Consider the following 13,972-nt stretch of genomic DNA (forward strand, 5'->3'; position numbering starts at 1 on the left):
CGGATCAGCTCCAGGGCAGTTCGGAACGCTGCCGCCAGTAGGCCCCGGGCTCCTCGATCAGCTCCTCCAGCTCCGCCTCCTGGTCCGCGTCCAGGTCGACGGTGACCGCGTGCAGGTTGGTGAACAGCTGCTCGGCGGTGGCGGCGCCGGAGAGGACGACGAACGCCCAGGGGCGGCCGAGGACGGCGGCGAGGGCCAGGGCGTCACAGGTGGTACCGGCCTCCTCCGCGACCCGGCGCAGGACCGGCGGCGCGTGCGGCCCGGCCAGCCGCCCGTTGGCCATGGCCTCCTTGACGATCACCGTGAGCCCGGCGTCACGCGCCTCGACGAGGGCCGGGCCCGCCGAGGTCTCCAGCAGGTTGTACGTGGCCTGCACCGAGCGGAACAGCGGCAGCCCGGCGACCGTGACGTCCAGCGCGGCCCGGATCGTCGCGGCCTGCGCGGGCCCGCTCGTCGAGAAGCCCACGGAGACGCCCTCCTCCGCGAGCCGGGCCAGGTGCTCGTGCAGCCGGTGGTCCGTCAGGGCCGGGCTCTCCGGGGTGAGGGAGTGGATCTGGTAGAGGTCCAGATGGTCGCCGAGCAGGGCACGGGTCTCCGCGCGCTGCGTCTCGTACATGGCGACGGTGTGTTCCTTGACCTCGTGCACGTCGGCCCGGGTGCGCCAGTTGGCGGTGTAGGCGTAGCCCCACTTGCTGCCGATGACCAGGTCCTCGGCCCGCGGGTGGGCGTCCAGCCACTCCCCGAGGAACTCCTCGGCGCGCCCGTAGGAGCGGGCGGTGTCGACGTAGCGCACGCCCTGGGCGTACGCGGCGTCCAGCAGCTGGTGGGTGCGCTCGCGCAGGGCGTCCACGCTGCGCTCGGCCGGCAGGTCCTCGTCCCGGCCCAGGTTCAGGTAGCCGGGGCGGCCGACCGCGGCCAGCCCGAGCCCGACGTGGGCGGTCGGTGTGGTCGCGGTGGCCAGACGGGCGAACGGCATCGCGGGCTCCCTGCGCGGTCCGGGCGGCGGTCGGGATCACCACCGTACCCACGCCGCGGCAAGCTCACCCCTTGGCGCTCGCCCACTCCCGCTGCTTCACCAGATCGGCCTTCACCTCGGCGAGCTGCGCCGCCACCGCGGAGGGCGCGGTGCCGCCCCGGCCGCCGCGGGACGCGAGCGCGCCCGGCACGTTGAGCACGCCGCGGACCTCGGGCGTCAGGTGCGGGGAGAGCGCGGCGAACTGCTCGTCCGTCAGCTCGTCCAGCTCGATGCCGGTGCGCTCGCACTCCTTGACGCAGGCGCCCGCGACGTCGTGCGCGACGCGGAACGGCACGCCCTGCCGGACCAGCCACTCGGCGATGTCGGTGGCCAGGGAGAACCCGGCCGGGGCCAGCTCCTCCATCCGCTCCCGGTTGACGGTGAGCGTGGCCATCATGCCGGTGAAGGCGGGCAGCAGCACCTCCAGTTGGTCGCAGGAGTCGAAGACGGGCTCCTTGTCCTCCTGCAGGTCCCGGTTGTAGGCCAGCGGCAGGGCCTTCAGGGTGGCCAGCAGCCCCGTCAGGTTGCCGATCAGCCGGCCGGACTTGCCCCGGGCCAGCTCCGCGATGTCGGGGTTCTTCTTCTGCGGCATGATCGAGGAGCCGGTCGAAAAGGCGTCGTGCAGGGTCACGAAGGAGAACTCCTTCGTGTTCCAGATGATGATCTCCTCGGCGATCCGGGACAGGTCGACACCGGTCATCGCCGTGATGAAGGCGAACTCGGCGACGAAGTCGCGGGAGGCCGTACCGTCGATCGAGTTGGCCGCCGAGCCGTGCTCGAAGCCGAGGTCGGCGGCGACGGCCTGCGGGTCGAGACCGAGCGAGGAGCCGGCCAGCGCGCCGGAGCCGTAGGGGGAGACGGCGGTGCGCTCGTCCCACTGCCGCAGCCGCTCCGCGTTCCGGCCCAGTGCCTGGACGTGCGCCAGCACGTGGTGGGCGAAGAGCACGGGCTGGGCGTGCTGGAGGTGGGTGCGCCCGGGCATGGCGACGTCCGGGTGCGCCTCGGCGAGCCCGGTCAGCGCCTCCTGGAGATCGGTGAGCAGTCCGCCGATGATCCGGGCGTGGTCACGCAGGTACATCCGGAAGAGCGTGGCCACCTGGTCGTTGCGGGAGCGCCCGGCGCGCAGCTTGCCGCCGAGGTCGGGGCCGAGCCGCTCCAGCAGGCCGCGTTCGAGCGCGGTGTGCACGTCCTCGTCCGCGACGGTGCCGGTGAAGGAGCCGTCGGCGACGTCGGACTCCAGCCGGTCGAGGCCCGCGAGCATGCGCGCCAGCTCCTCGGCGGTCAGCAGCCCGGCCCGGTTGAGGACGCGGGCGTGGGCGCGGGAGCCGGCGATGTCGTAGGGGGCGAGCCGCCAGTCGAAGTGGACGGACGCGCTGAGCCTGGCCAGCGCCTCGGAGGGGCCGTCGGCGAAGCGCCCGCCCCACAGCCGCACGTCGCCGCCGTCCGCGCCCTGCTCGACACCGTTGGTCATCCGTTCCGCTCCTCGTCGTCCGTACTCATGCGGGCCGCCGTCCCGCCCGGAGTGGGCGGGACGGCGGCCTCGGTGCTGCTGCCCCCGGGGGGGGGTGGGCGCAGGTTACTGCGCGAGGTCCCGCTTGGCCGCGATCTTGCTCGACATGCCGAAGAGCTCGATGAAGCCCTTGGACAGGGACTGGTCGAAGGTGTCGCCGGTGTCGTAGGTGGCGAGGTTGAAGTCGTACAGGGACGCCTCCGACCGCCGGCCGGTGACGACGGCCCGGCCGCCGTGCAGGGTCATCCGGATGTCACCGCTGACGTGCGCGCTGGCCTCGTCGACGAAGCCGTCCAGCGCCCGCTTGAGCGGGGAGAACCACAGGCCGTCGTAGACCAGCTCGCCCCAGCGCTGCTCGACCTGCCGCTTGTAGCGCGCCAGCTCCCGCTCGACGGTGACGTTCTCCAGCTCCTGGTGGGCGGTGATCAGCGCGATCGCGCCGGGGGCCTCGTAGACCTCCCGCGACTTGATGCCGACCAGCCGGTCCTCCACCATGTCGATCCGCCCGACGCCCTGGGCCCCGGCCCGCTCGTTGAGCTGCTGGATCGCCTGCAGGACGGTGACGGGCTTCCCGTCGATCGCGACCGGGACACCCTCCTTGAAGGTGATGACGACCTCGTCGGCCTCCCGGGCCGCGGCGGGGTTCTCCGTGTACTCGTAGACGTCCTCGATCGGGGCGTTCCAGATGTCCTCCAGGAAGCCGGTCTCCACGGCCCGGCCGAAGACGTTCTGGTCGATGGAGTACGGCGACTTCTTCGTCGTCGCGATCGGGAGGTTCTTCTCCTCGCAGAAGGCGATGGCCTTGTCCCGGGTCATCGCGTAGTCCCGCACGGGGGCGATGCACTTCAGGTCGGGGGCGAGGGAGGAGATGCCGGCCTCGAACCGCACCTGGTCGTTGCCCTTGCCGGTGCAGCCGTGGGCGACCGTCGTGGCCCCGTGCTTGCGGGCGGCGGCCACCAGGTGCTTGACGATGACGGGCCGGGACAGCGCCGAGACCAGCGGGTAGCGGTCCATGTAGAGGGCGTTCGCCTTGACCGCCGGGAGGCAGTACTCGTCGGCGAACTCGTCCTTGGCGTCGGCGACCTCCGCCTCGACGGCCCCGCAGGCGAGCGCGCGCTTGCGGATGACGTCCAGATCCTCGCCGCCCTGGCCGACGTCCACGGCGACGGCGACGACCTCGGCCCCGGTCTCCTCCGCGATCCATCCGATACAGACGGAGGTGTCCAGGCCGCCGGAATAGGCGAGTACGACGCGCTCGGTCACGGGGGTCTCCTAACGATCCATACGGCGACTGGCATAAGTATGCACTCCTCCGCATGGTTCGTCAACGCACCCACATCACCGCAGGTCAGCCAGGTTCGCGCAGGGCCTCCAACAGCACCGGGACGTGGCTCCGCGCCACCTCCCGGGTGGCCGTCAGCAGCGTCAGCCGGGAGCCTCCGGCCAGCTCCCGCAGCCGCTCGACGGCCTCCCGGCGCCCGGGCTCGCGCAGCTCGGCGCGGTAGTCCCGGACGAAGTCCGCACAGCGCTCGGGGTCGTGGCCGTACCGGCGGCGCAGCCCGTCCGAGGGCGCGACGTCCTTCGCCCAGGCGTCCAGGGCCGCCGCCTGACGGGACAGGCCGCGCGGCCACAGCCGGTCGACCAGCACGCGCTTGCCGTCGTCCGCCCCGGGCGTCTCGTACACCCGCCGCACGCGCACCTCGACCGACTCCATGACCGCCATCGTGCGCCACCGCGCCGCCCCGCGCACGCGCCCGGGGTGGCATGGTGATCACCATGGGAAAGAGCCATGACCGCATCGACGACCGGCTGCGCACCTTCATCGAGGAGCAGCCCGTCTTCTTCACCGCCACCGCCCCGTTGTCCGGCGACGGCACGATCAACCTGTCGCCGAAGGGCCTGCGCGGCTCGCTCGCCGTCCTGGACGAACACACCGTCGCCTACCTGGACGTCGCCGGGAGCAACGCCGAGACCATCGCCCACCTGCGGGAGAACGGCCGCGTCACCCTGATGTGGTGCGCGTTCTCCGGGCCGCCGAACATCCTGCGCGTGCACGGCCACGGGGAGCCCGTCTTCCGCGACGACCCGCGCTTCCCGGAGCTGCTGACGCACTTCCCGGACATCGACGGCACGCGGCACGGACTGCGCGCCGTCATCGTCGTCACGGCCGAGCAGATACGCGACACCTGCGGATACGCGGTGCCGTTCATGACCTACGACGAGGACCGCCCGCTGCACGCCTCCCGGTTCGAGCGGGAGACGCAGGAGAGCCTGGACGCCTACTTCCACAAGAAGCCCGACGTCGCCACCAGCATGGACGGGCTGCCCGGGCTCCCGCTGCCCCTGCCGCAGATGCCGCCCCCGGCGTAGAACTCAGGGCACCGTCGCCACCGCGGTGATCTCGACGAGCTGGCCGGGGGCGGTGTGACGACGCGGCATGGGACGCACTCCTCGGCGTGGGCGTCAACGGGACGACGGTCCGATCATCGGCCGTTGCCCGCCCGGCGTCACCCGGATTTCCGCCCGGCCGCCCGGCCGCGGGGCCGGGCCGCCGGGCTCAGCGGTGGCGTTCGGCCAGGTTCAGCAGGTGGTCGGCGAGCGCCTGCCCGCCCTCCGGAGCCCGGCTGATGAGCAGCAGCGTGTCGTCACCGGCGATCGTGCCGATGATCTCGTGGACCCCCGCCTGGTCGATCGCCGACGCCAGGAACTGGGCCGCGCCCGGCGGGGTGCGCAGGACGACCAGGTTCGCCGAGGCCTCCGCGGAGATCATCAGCTCCCCGGCCAGCCGGGCCATGCGGCCCTCGGTGGCGGATTCCCCCAGCGGCGCGCGCGGCGTGCGGTCGCCGCCCTCGCCGGGGACGGCGTAGATCAGCTCCCCTCCGGTGTTGCGGATCTTCACCGCCCCCAGCTCGTCCAGGTCGCGCGAGAGGGTGGCCTGGGTGACGGAGAGCCCGTCGTCGGCGAGCAGCTTGGCCAGCTGGCTCTGGGAGCGCACGGGCTGCCGGCCGAGGATGTCCACGATCCGGCGGTGGCGCGCCGTGCGCGTCTGCGGCACGGCCTGTCCGCCTGGGTGCTCCTCGGTCATCGTCGTCACTCTCCGGCTCATCGGGCGGTACGGGCTGGACGCGCGGGATCGACCGCGTCGAGGACGCCGGGAAGCGCCCGCACCAGAGCGTCCGCTTCGCCTTCCGAGATGACCAGCGGAGGCGCCAGCCGGATCACGTCCGGAGCGACCGCGTTCACGAGGAATCCCGCGTCCTGAGCCGACTGCTGCACCTGGGCGGCGACGGGCTCGGTGAGCACGATACCCAGCAGCAGTCCGGCGCCGCGGACCCGGTCGATCAACGGATGGCCCAACGCCCAGACGCCCTCCCGGAGTCGGGCCCCGACCCGCTGGACGTGACCGAGCAGCCCGTCGGCCGCGAGGGTGTCCAGCACCGCGAGACCGGCCGCGCACGCGACGGGGTTGCCGCCGAACGTCGACCCGTGCTGACCCGGCGTCAACAGCCCCGCCGCGTCCCCGAAGGCGAGCGTCGCCCCGATGGGCATCCCCGCGCCGAGCCCCTTCGCCAGCGTGATGACGTCCGGCTCGACGCCCTGGGCCCGGCACGCGAACCAGTGCCCGGTGCGGCCGATGCCGGTCTGGATCTCGTCGACGACGAGCAGCGCGCCGGTGGCACGGGTGATCTCCCGGGCGGCGGCGAGGTAGCCGTCCGGCGGCACGACGACGCCGTTCTCGCCCTGGACCGGCTCCACCACGAACAGCGCGGTGTCCTCGGTGACGGCGGCCCGCAGCGCCTCCGCGTCCCCGTAGGGCACGTGCGTGACGTCGCCGGGCAGCGGGCGGAAGGGGTCCTGCTTCGTCGGCTGTCCGGTCAGGGCGAGGGCGCCCATCGTCCGGCCGTGGAAGCCACCCTCCGTGGCGACCATGTGCGTACGCCCGGTGCGCCGCCCGAGCTTGACGGCCGCCTCGACGGCCTCGGCGCCGGAGTTGGAGAAGTACACCGCTCCCGGGCGCCCCGCCAGCTCCAGCAGGCGCTCGGCCAGGGCGACCGGCGGCTCGGAGATGAACAGGTTCGAGACGTGGCCGAGCGTGGCGATCTGGTCGGAGACGGCCCGCACCACGGCCGGGTGGCCGGTGCCGAGCGAGGTCACCGCGATGCCGCCGGTGAAGTCCAGGTACTCCTTGCCGTCGGCGTCCCACAGCCGGACGCCCTCGCCGTGGGTGAGCGGCACGCGCGGGGTGCCGTAGTTGTCCATGAGCGCGCTCTGCCAGCGCCGGGTGAGGGCGGCGTTGCCGTGGGCGGGCGCTTCGGTCGTCATGTCGGTTCCCCCTCGTCCGGCACCACCATGGTGCCGATTCCCTCGTCGGTGAAGATCTCCAGCAGGATGGCGTGCTGGACCCGGCCGTCGATCACGCGCGCGGTCCGCACCCCGCCGCGCACCGCGTGCAGGCAGCCCTCCATCTTGGGCACCATGCCGCTGGCCAGGCCCGGAAGCAGCTTCTCCAGCTCGGCGACGGTGAGCTTGCTGATGACGTCGTCGCTGTGGGGCCAGTCCGCGTACAGGCCCTCGACGTCGGTGAGCACCATGAGCGTCTCGGCACCCAGGGCCGCGGCGAGCGCGGCCGCGGCCGTGTCGGCGTTGACGTTGTACACGTGATCGTCGTCGGCGCTGCGGGCCACGGACGAGATGACCGGGATGCGGCCGTCGTCCAGCAGGGCGCGGACGGCACCGGGCTCGACGGCCGTCACGTCGCCGACCCGGCCGATGTCCACCCGCTCCCCGTCCACGTCGGCCCAGCGCTTGGTCGCCGTCATCAGGTGGGCGTCCTCACCGGTCATGCCGACGGCCAGCGGCCCGTGCCGGTTCAGCAGGCCGACCAGCTCGCGCTGCACCTGCCCGGCCAGCACCATGCGGACGACGTCCATCGTCTCGGGCGTCGTCACCCGCAGCCCGGCGGTGAACTCGGAGGCGAGGCCCAGCTTGTCGAGCTGGGCGCTGATCTGCGGGCCGCCGCCGTGGACGACGACGGGGCGCAGCCCGGCGTGCCGCAGGAAGACGACGTCCTGCGCGAAGGCGGCCTTCAGCTCCTCGTCGACCATGGCGTTGCCGCCGAACTTGATGACGACGGTCTTGCCGTGGTGCCGGGTGAGCCAGGGCAGCGCCTCGATGAGCGTGCGGGCTTTGGGCAGGGCGGTGTGCTTGCGCGTGCTCATGACCCTCATGACGAATAGGCGCTGTTCTCGTGGACGTAGTCGGCGGTGAGGTCGTTGGTCCAGATGACGGCGGCGTGCGGGCCCGCGGCCAGGTCGGCGGTGATGCGGACCTCCCGGTAGCGCATGTCCACCAGCTCGCGGTCCTCGCCGACCGAGCCGTTCTTGCACACCCACACGCCGTTGATCGCGACGTTCAGCTGGTCCGGCTCGAAGGTGGCGTCGGTGGTGCCGATCGCGGACAGCACCCGGCCCCAGTTGGGGTCCTCGCCGTGGACGGCGCACTTGAGCAGGTTGTTCCGGGCGATGGTGCGGCCGACGTCGACGGCCTCGTCCTCGCTGGCCGCGTTGACCACCTCGACACGGATGTCCTTCGAGGCGCCCTCGGCGTCGCGGATGAGCTGCTGCCCCAGGTCGTCGCAGACGGCCCGGACGGCCTCGGCGAACTCGGCGGCCTCCGGCGCCGTCCCGGAGGCACCGGAGGCGAGCAGCAGCACGGTGTCGTTCGTGGACATGCAGCCGTCGGAGTCCACCCGGTCGAAGGTCGTACGGGTGGCGGCGCGCAGCGCGGCGTCCAGCTCGGCGGCCGGGACGTCGGCGTCCGTGGTGAGGACGACGAGCATCGTGGCCAGCCCGGGGGCGAGCATGCCCGCGCCCTTGGCCATCCCGCCGACCGTCCAGCCCGGGCCCTCGGCGACGGCCGTCTTGTGCACGGTGTCCGTCGTCTTGATGGCGATGGCCGCCTTCTCCCCGCCGTGGGCCGACAGCGCCTCCGCCGCCGTCCCGAGGCCGGGCAGCAGCTTGTCCATCGGCAGCCGGATGCCGATGAGCCCGGTGGAGGCGACGGCGACCTCGGCCGCGTTCAGCCCCAGCACCTCGGCCGCCTTCTCGGCGGTGGCGTGGGTGTCCTGGAAGCCGAGCGGACCGGTGCAGGCGTTGGCGCCCCCGGAGTTGAGGACGACGGCCGAGACCTGGCCGCCGCCGAGCACCTGCTCCGACCACAGCACCGGAGCGGCCTTGACACGGTTGCTGGTGAACACGCCCGCCGCGGCCAGCCGCGGCCCCGTGTTGACGACGAGCGCCAGGTCGGGGTCACCGCTCTCCTTGAGCCCGGCGGCGATGCCCGACGCCGTGAACCCCTTGGCGGCTGTCACGCTCATGGTGCGACTCCGTTCGTCGTCAGTCCCAGGTCCTCGGGCAGGCCGAGGGCGATGTTCATGCTCTGTACCGCGCCGCCCGCGGTGCCCTTCGTGAGGTTGTCGATGGCGCTGACGACGACGACCCGCGCGGCGGCCTCGTCCAGCGCGACCTGGAGCAGGGCGGCGTTCGAGCCCTGCACGTGCGCGGTCGAGGGCCACTGCCCGGCGGGGAGCAGCCGGACGAAGGGCTCGTCGGCGAGGGCCTTGGCGTACGTCTCGCGCAGCGACTCGCCGGTGACACCGGGCCGGGCCTTGGCCGAGCAGGTGGCGAGGATGCCCCGCGCCATCGGCGCGAGCGTCGGCGTGAAGGACACCGTGACGGGCTCCCCCGCCGCGGCGGAGAGGTTCTGCACCATCTCGGGCGTGTGCCGGTGGACGCCGCCGACGCCGTAGGGGCTCATCGCGCCCATCACCTCACTGCCCAGCAGATGCGGCTTGAGGGCCTTCCCGGCCCCGGAGGTCCCCGTCGCGGCGACGACGACGGCCTCCGGCTCGACGATTCCGGCGGCGTAGGCCGGGAACAGGGCGAGGCTGACCGCCGTCGGGTAGCAGCCGGCGACGGCCACCCGCCGGGTGCCGCGCAGCCGCTCCCGGCCACCGGGCAGCTCAGGGAGGCCGTAGGGCCACGTCCCGGCGTGCGGGGTGCCGTAGAACCGGTCCCAGGCGGCGCTGTCGGCGAGTCGGAAGTCGGCACCGCAGTCGACGATCAGCGTGTCCTCGCCGAGCTGCTCCGCCACGGCGGCCGACTCCCCGTGCGGCAGGGCGAGGAACACCGCGTCATGCCCGGCCAGCACCTCCGCCGTGGTGGGCTCCAGCCGCCGCCCGGCCAGCGCCGCGAGCTGCGGCTGCAGCTCGCCGAGCGCCCGCCCGGCGTTGGAGTTCCCGGTCAGGGCGCCGATGCGCACCTCGGGGTGCTGGAGCAGCAGGCGCAGGATCTCACCGCCCGCGTACCCGCTCGCCCCCGCCACTGCCGCGCTTACCGCCATCGTTCCTCCTCTTCGATGGCATGACTATACGAAGCAGCACAGTTTTATGCAATCCTCATCCGGCCCGGCCCGGGACACCACTGAGCCGTGGGCACGAGTCGACGGGCGGGGGGCTCACGCCACCGGGGGCGCGGCCACCTCCGGCCGGTCGCGGCGCAGTGCCGCACGGGCTTCGCCCTGCATCGCGGTGAGCCGCAAGGCGACGTAGGCGGCGCCTCCCGCGGCGGCGACGTCCAGCGCGTCGACCGCCAGGATCCGGAGCACGGCGACGCGGTGCTCCTCCACCGTCTCGGCGTTCGCCTAACCCCGTCCCGCGAACCAGCCGGGGTGCCTCGGCCGGCCACGCGAGGTGCGGGGCCTGGCGGCGTACCGCCCGGCCCCGCACCTCGCACGGGCGGTTCAGACCTCGCGCAGCACGTCGCGCAGGCGGGTGGCGAAGGCTTCCGGGGTCTCGGTGAAGCCGGTGTGGCCCCCGGGGAACGTCGTCGGCTCGGTGCCGAGCGCCCGGGCGAGGGCCTGGGACGTCCGGTCGCAGAGCTGCCCGGCGGAGTCGGCGCCGACGCCGACGAGGACGCGGGTGGACGCGGTCCGCAGGGCGGCGGGGTCGGGCTGCCAGTAGGTGGAGAAGCGCATCTCGTGGGCGAACCAGCGGCGCTCGTCGGCCACGGCCCGCGGGTCGCGCTCCCCGCCGAACATCTGCTCGATCGCCGGTTCGGGGATGTCGATGTCCGCCTGGGCGAAGAACCTCTTCCAGGCGGGGATCACGTCGCCGGCGAGATAGGTGGCGATGAGGTCCTCCGTCCCGGTGCGCAGCCGCTCGCGGTCCGCCAGCAGCTCGATCAGCGGGGGCTCGTGGGCGACGAGGGTGCTCACCTGCTCGGGGTGGTCCTGGACGAGGGCGAGCGCGCTGACGGCGCCGCCGCTGGAGCCGAGGACGACGGCCGGGCCCGCGTCGAGGTGGGCGATGAGCCGGGACAGGTCGTCGGCGCGCAGCTCCGGCGTCGAGTCCTGCCCGGGGTCGTCCAGCGGGCTGCGGTTGATGCCACGGGGGTCGGTGGTGAGCACGGTGTGGTCGGTGGCGAGGAGTTCGGCCAGCGGGGCGAAGGCGGCGGCGTCCATCGGGGCGCCGACGAGGACGACGAGCGGGCCCTCGCCGCGCACCTCGTAGTGCAGTCGGGCCCCGGGGACGGCGAGGGAGCCGGTGGTGGCGGTGTCGGCGGCGTGCGTGCTCATGCGTGCTCCGGGTGAGGTCGTGGTGGATCCGTTCCTCATAGAGACGCCCGCGGAGGTGAGAACTCATCGCTCTGGTCGGAGGTCCGCGGCCGGGCGCCCCGCGGCCCGGCGGCGGGACGGACCCGGTCCGCCGCCGGGCCGCGGGGGCGCTCAGGCGCCGACGTAGGCCGCGAGGTGTTCGCCGGTGAGGGTGGAGCGGTCGGCGACGAGCTCGGCGGGCGTGCCCTCGAAGACGATCCGGCCGCCGTCGTGACCGGCGCCGGGGCCGAGGTCGATGATCCAGTCGGCGTGGGCCATGACCGCCTGGTGGTGCTCGACGACGATGACGGACTTGCCGGAGTCGACGAGCCGGTCGAGCAGCCCGAGAAGCTGTTCGACGTCGGCGAGGTGCAGCCCGGAGGTCGGCTCGTCGAGGACGTAGACACCGCCCTGGTCCGCCATGTGGGTGGCCAGCTTGAGCCGCTGCCGCTCGCCGCCGGACAGCGTGGTGAGCGGCTGGCCGAGGGTGAGGTAGCCGAGCCCGACGTCCGAGAGCCGGACGAGGATCCTGTGCGCCGCGGGGGTGCGGGCGTCCCCGGTGCCGAAGAACTCCTCGGCCTCGGCCACCGACATCGCGAGCACCTCGCTGATGTCCCGGCCGCCGAGGTGGTGGTCGAGCACGGAGGCCTCGAATCGCTTGCCCCCGCACTCCTCGCAGGGGACGGCGACCCCGGCCATCATCGCCAGGTCGGTGTAGACGACGCCGGCGCCCTTGCAGTTGGGGCAGGCGCCCTCCGAGTTGGCGCTGAACAGCGCGGGCTTCACGCCGTTGGCCTTGGCGAACGCCTTGCGGATCGGGTCGAGCAGTCCCGTGTACGTCGCGGGGTTACTGCGCCGCGAGCCGCGGATCGGGCTCTGGTCGACGGACACCACGCCCTCGTCCGCGGGGATCGAGCCGTGCACGAGCGAGCTCTTGCCGGAGCCCGCGACGCCGGTGACGACGGTGAGCACCCCGAGCGGGAGGTCGACGTCGACGTCCCGCAGGTTGTGCGTCGCCGCGCCGCGGATCGGAAGAATGCCGGTGGGCTTGCGCACCGTCTCCTTGACCGCGGCCCGGTCGTCGAGGTGGCGGCCGGTGAGGGTGCCGCCCTTGCGCAGCCCCTCGACGGTGCCCTCGAAGCAGACGGTGCCGCCGCCCGTGCCGGCGCCGGGGCCGAGGTCGACGACGTGGTCGGCGATCGCGATCATCTCCGGCTTGTGCTCCACGACGAGCACCGTGTTGCCCTTGTCCCGAAGGCGCAGCAGCAGGTTGTTCATGCGCTGGATGTCGTGGGGGTGCAGGCCCATGCTGGGCTCGTCGAACACGTAGGTGACGTCGGTGAGCGAGGAGCCGAGGTGGCGGATCATCTTGACCCGCTGCGCCTCGCCGCCCGAGAGTGTGCCCGCGGGCCGGTCCAGCGCGAGGTAGCCGAGGCCGATCTCCACGAACGACTCGAGGGTCTGGCCCAGGCTGTCGAGCAGCGGGGCCACGGAAGGTTCTTCGAGGGCGCGGACCCAGCCGGCCAGGTCCCTGATCTCCATCGCACAGGCGTCGGCGATGGAGATCCCCTCGATCGTCGACGACCGGGCGGCCTCGTTGAGCCGCGTGCCGTCGCACTCGGGGCAGGCCGTGAAGGTGACGGCCCGGTCCACGAACGCGCGGATGTGCGGCTGCATCGCCTCCCGGTCCTTGGAGAGGAAGGACTTCTGGATCTTGGGGATGAGCCCCTCGTAGGTGAGGTTGACGCCCTCCACCTTCACCTTGGTCGGCTCCCGGTGGAGGAAGTCCCGCATCTCCCGCTCGGTGAACTTCCGGATCGGCTTGTCCGGGTCGAGGAAGCCCGACTCGGCGTAGACCCGCACGGTCCAGAAGCTGTCCGACTTCCAGCCGGGAATGGTGAACGCGCCCTCGGCGAGGGACTTGGAGTCGTCGTAGAGCTGGCTGAGGTCGATGTCGGAGACCGTGCCCCGCCCCTCGCACGCCGGGCACATGCCGCCGGTGCGGGTGAAGGTCACCTTCTCGGCCTTCTTGGCGCCCTTGTCGACGGTGATCGCTCCGGCGGCGCTGACGGAGGCGACGTTGAAGGCGAACGCGCTGGGCGGGCCGACGTGCGGCCGGCCGAGCCGGCTGAAGAGGATACGGAGCATGGCGTTGGCGTCCGTCGCGGTGCCGACCGTCGAGCGGGGGTCGCCGCCCATGCGCTGCTGGTCGACGGTGATCGCGGTGGTCAGCCCGTCGAGGACGTCGACGTCGGGCCGCGCCAGCGTCGGCATGAAGCCCTGCACAAAGGCGCTGTAGGTCTCGTTGATCAGCCGCTGCGACTCCGCGGCGATCGTGTCGAACACCAGCGAGCTCTTGCCGGAGCCCGAGACACCGGTGAACACCGTCAGGCGGCGCTTCGGGATCTCGACGCTGACGTCCTTGAGGTTGTTCACCCGCGCGCCGTGCACGCGGATCATCTCGTGACGGTCGGCCATGGGCAGCGCAGGCGACGGCGCGTCCGTCCTCGTGGCCTTGCTCATCCTGTCTCCATCGTGTTCGGGCGGGCCTCGGTGCCGCCCGGCTCGGTCAGGCCCCTTCGGGTGCCCGCTCCGGCCGGGCGCGGCACGGCCGCGGAGCGGGCTCGGCGGGGCTCGGGGCGGGCGCGGGGCGGAAGGCTGCGGGGCGGAAAGCTCCTGTCTACCGGACGGCGGTGACATCCGACCAGGGATTTTCGCCCAAGTGCCGGTGAGACGAGGCCGCTTGGCGCGGCGCGTTCCGGCGTCCCCGGGCGGGGGCGCCGGAACGGGCCGTC

Annotated in this window: 13 protein-coding genes; 1 reads left to right on the forward strand and 12 read right to left on the reverse strand. The window is 73.0% G+C overall.

Going from position 1 to position 13,972, the window contains the following annotated elements; translation table 11 throughout:
• Positions 1 to 4 precede the first annotated feature (4 nt).
• The 4 genes from O7609_RS01350 to O7609_RS01365 all read right to left on the reverse strand — a co-directional run bounded on the left by O7609_RS01350 (position 5) and on the right by O7609_RS01365 (position 4,239).
• Positions 5 to 976, reverse strand: coding sequence for an aldo/keto reductase (locus O7609_RS01350; protein WP_269733070.1), 972 nt, complete (start codon positions 974 to 976; stop codon positions 5 to 7).
• A gap of 64 nt (positions 977 to 1,040) precedes the next feature.
• Positions 1,041 to 2,486, reverse strand: a complete 1,446-nt coding sequence (gene argH, locus O7609_RS01355) for an argininosuccinate lyase (RefSeq protein WP_269733071.1) — start codon at positions 2,484 to 2,486, stop codon at positions 1,041 to 1,043.
• Positions 2,487 to 2,591: 105 nt separating this feature from the next.
• Positions 2,592 to 3,788 carry an argininosuccinate synthase gene (locus O7609_RS01360; RefSeq protein ID WP_269742941.1) on the reverse strand — a complete coding sequence of 399 codons (1,197 nt, stop codon included), beginning with the start codon at positions 3,786 to 3,788 and terminating at the stop codon, positions 2,592 to 2,594.
• 85 nt (positions 3,789 to 3,873) lie between these two features.
• The gene (locus O7609_RS01365) at positions 3,874 to 4,239 is read right to left on the reverse strand and encodes a DUF488 domain-containing protein (RefSeq protein ID WP_269742942.1); all 366 of its coding nucleotides are present in this window, start codon (positions 4,237 to 4,239) and stop codon (positions 3,874 to 3,876) included.
• Positions 4,240 to 4,301: 62 nt separating this feature from the next.
• Here O7609_RS01365 and O7609_RS01370 point away from each other — a divergent pair, with 62 nt between their 5' ends.
• Positions 4,302 to 4,895, forward strand: coding sequence for a pyridoxamine 5'-phosphate oxidase family protein (locus tag O7609_RS01370; RefSeq protein ID WP_269733074.1), 594 nt, complete (start codon positions 4,302 to 4,304; stop codon positions 4,893 to 4,895).
• A gap of 187 nt (positions 4,896 to 5,082) precedes the next feature.
• Here O7609_RS01370 and O7609_RS01375 read toward each other — a convergent pair whose 3' ends face one another.
• The 8 genes from O7609_RS01375 to O7609_RS01410 all read right to left on the reverse strand — a co-directional run bounded on the left by O7609_RS01375 (position 5,083) and on the right by O7609_RS01410 (position 13,700).
• Positions 5,083 to 5,610 carry an arginine repressor gene (locus tag O7609_RS01375; protein ID WP_269733075.1) on the reverse strand — a complete coding sequence of 176 codons (528 nt, stop codon included), beginning with the start codon at positions 5,608 to 5,610 and terminating at the stop codon, positions 5,083 to 5,085.
• A gap of 17 nt (positions 5,611 to 5,627) precedes the next feature.
• The gene (locus O7609_RS01380; RefSeq protein ID WP_269742943.1) at positions 5,628 to 6,848 is read right to left on the reverse strand and encodes an acetylornithine transaminase; all 1,221 of its coding nucleotides are present in this window, start codon (positions 6,846 to 6,848) and stop codon (positions 5,628 to 5,630) included.
• Positions 6,845 to 7,744 carry an acetylglutamate kinase gene (gene argB / locus O7609_RS01385; RefSeq protein ID WP_269742944.1) on the reverse strand — a complete coding sequence of 300 codons (900 nt, stop codon included), beginning with the start codon at positions 7,742 to 7,744 and terminating at the stop codon, positions 6,845 to 6,847. The genes O7609_RS01380 and argB overlap by 4 nt, the downstream gene beginning before the upstream one ends.
• 5 nt (positions 7,745 to 7,749) lie before the next feature.
• Complete coding sequence (gene argJ / locus O7609_RS01390) at positions 7,750 to 8,901, reverse strand: bifunctional glutamate N-acetyltransferase/amino-acid acetyltransferase ArgJ (protein WP_269733078.1); 1,152 nt, start codon at positions 8,899 to 8,901, stop codon at positions 7,750 to 7,752.
• Positions 8,898 to 9,926, reverse strand: a complete 1,029-nt coding sequence (gene argC, locus O7609_RS01395) for an N-acetyl-gamma-glutamyl-phosphate reductase (RefSeq protein ID WP_269733079.1) — start codon at positions 9,924 to 9,926, stop codon at positions 8,898 to 8,900. The genes argJ and argC overlap by 4 nt, the downstream gene beginning before the upstream one ends.
• A gap of 114 nt (positions 9,927 to 10,040) precedes the next feature.
• On the reverse strand, positions 10,041 to 10,190 hold the full coding sequence (locus O7609_RS01400) for a hypothetical protein (RefSeq protein WP_269742945.1): 150 nt from the start codon (positions 10,188 to 10,190) through the stop codon (positions 10,041 to 10,043).
• 135 nt (positions 10,191 to 10,325) lie between these two features.
• Complete coding sequence (locus O7609_RS01405; RefSeq protein WP_269733081.1) at positions 10,326 to 11,159, reverse strand: alpha/beta fold hydrolase; 834 nt, start codon at positions 11,157 to 11,159, stop codon at positions 10,326 to 10,328.
• 150 nt (positions 11,160 to 11,309) lie between these two features.
• A complete protein-coding gene (locus O7609_RS01410; RefSeq protein WP_269733082.1) occupies positions 11,310 to 13,700 on the reverse strand; it encodes an excinuclease ABC subunit UvrA in 2,391 nt (796 codons plus the stop codon).
• Between the last annotated feature and the right edge of the window lie 272 nt (positions 13,701 to 13,972).

It is taken from the genome of Streptomyces sp. WMMC1477, from assembly GCF_027460245.1.
In the GTDB taxonomy this organism is placed as follows: domain Bacteria; phylum Actinomycetota; class Actinomycetes; order Streptomycetales; family Streptomycetaceae; genus Streptomyces.

Bases quoted from the DNA above. Each gene is read 5' to 3' on its own strand.
- O7609_RS01350 (WP_269733070.1), bottom strand. From the start codon at position 976: ATGCCGTTCGCCCGTCTGGCCACCGCGACCACACCGACCGCCCACGTC.
- argH (WP_269733071.1), bottom strand. From the start codon at position 2,486: ATGACCAACGGTGTCGAGCAGGGCGCGGACGGCGGCGACGTGCGGCTG.
- O7609_RS01365 (WP_269742942.1), bottom strand. From the start codon at position 4,239: ATGGAGTCGGTCGAGGTGCGCGTGCGGCGGGTGTACGAGACGCCCGGG.
- O7609_RS01370 (WP_269733074.1), top strand. From the start codon at position 4,302: ATGGGAAAGAGCCATGACCGCATCGACGACCGGCTGCGCACCTTCATC.
- O7609_RS01375 (WP_269733075.1), bottom strand. From the start codon at position 5,610: ATGACCGAGGAGCACCCAGGCGGACAGGCCGTGCCGCAGACGCGCACG.
- O7609_RS01380 (WP_269742943.1), bottom strand. From the start codon at position 6,848: ATGACGACCGAAGCGCCCGCCCACGGCAACGCCGCCCTCACCCGGCGC.
- argB (WP_269742944.1), bottom strand. From the start codon at position 7,744: ATGAGCACGCGCAAGCACACCGCCCTGCCCAAAGCCCGCACGCTCATC.
- argJ (WP_269733078.1), bottom strand. From the start codon at position 8,901: ATGAGCGTGACAGCCGCCAAGGGGTTCACGGCGTCGGGCATCGCCGCC.
- argC (WP_269733079.1), bottom strand. From the start codon at position 9,926: ATGGCGGTAAGCGCGGCAGTGGCGGGGGCGAGCGGGTACGCGGGCGGT.
- O7609_RS01405 (WP_269733081.1), bottom strand. From the start codon at position 11,159: ATGAGCACGCACGCCGCCGACACCGCCACCACCGGCTCCCTCGCCGTC.
- O7609_RS01410 (WP_269733082.1), bottom strand. From the start codon at position 13,700: ATGAGCAAGGCCACGAGGACGGACGCGCCGTCGCCTGCGCTGCCCATG.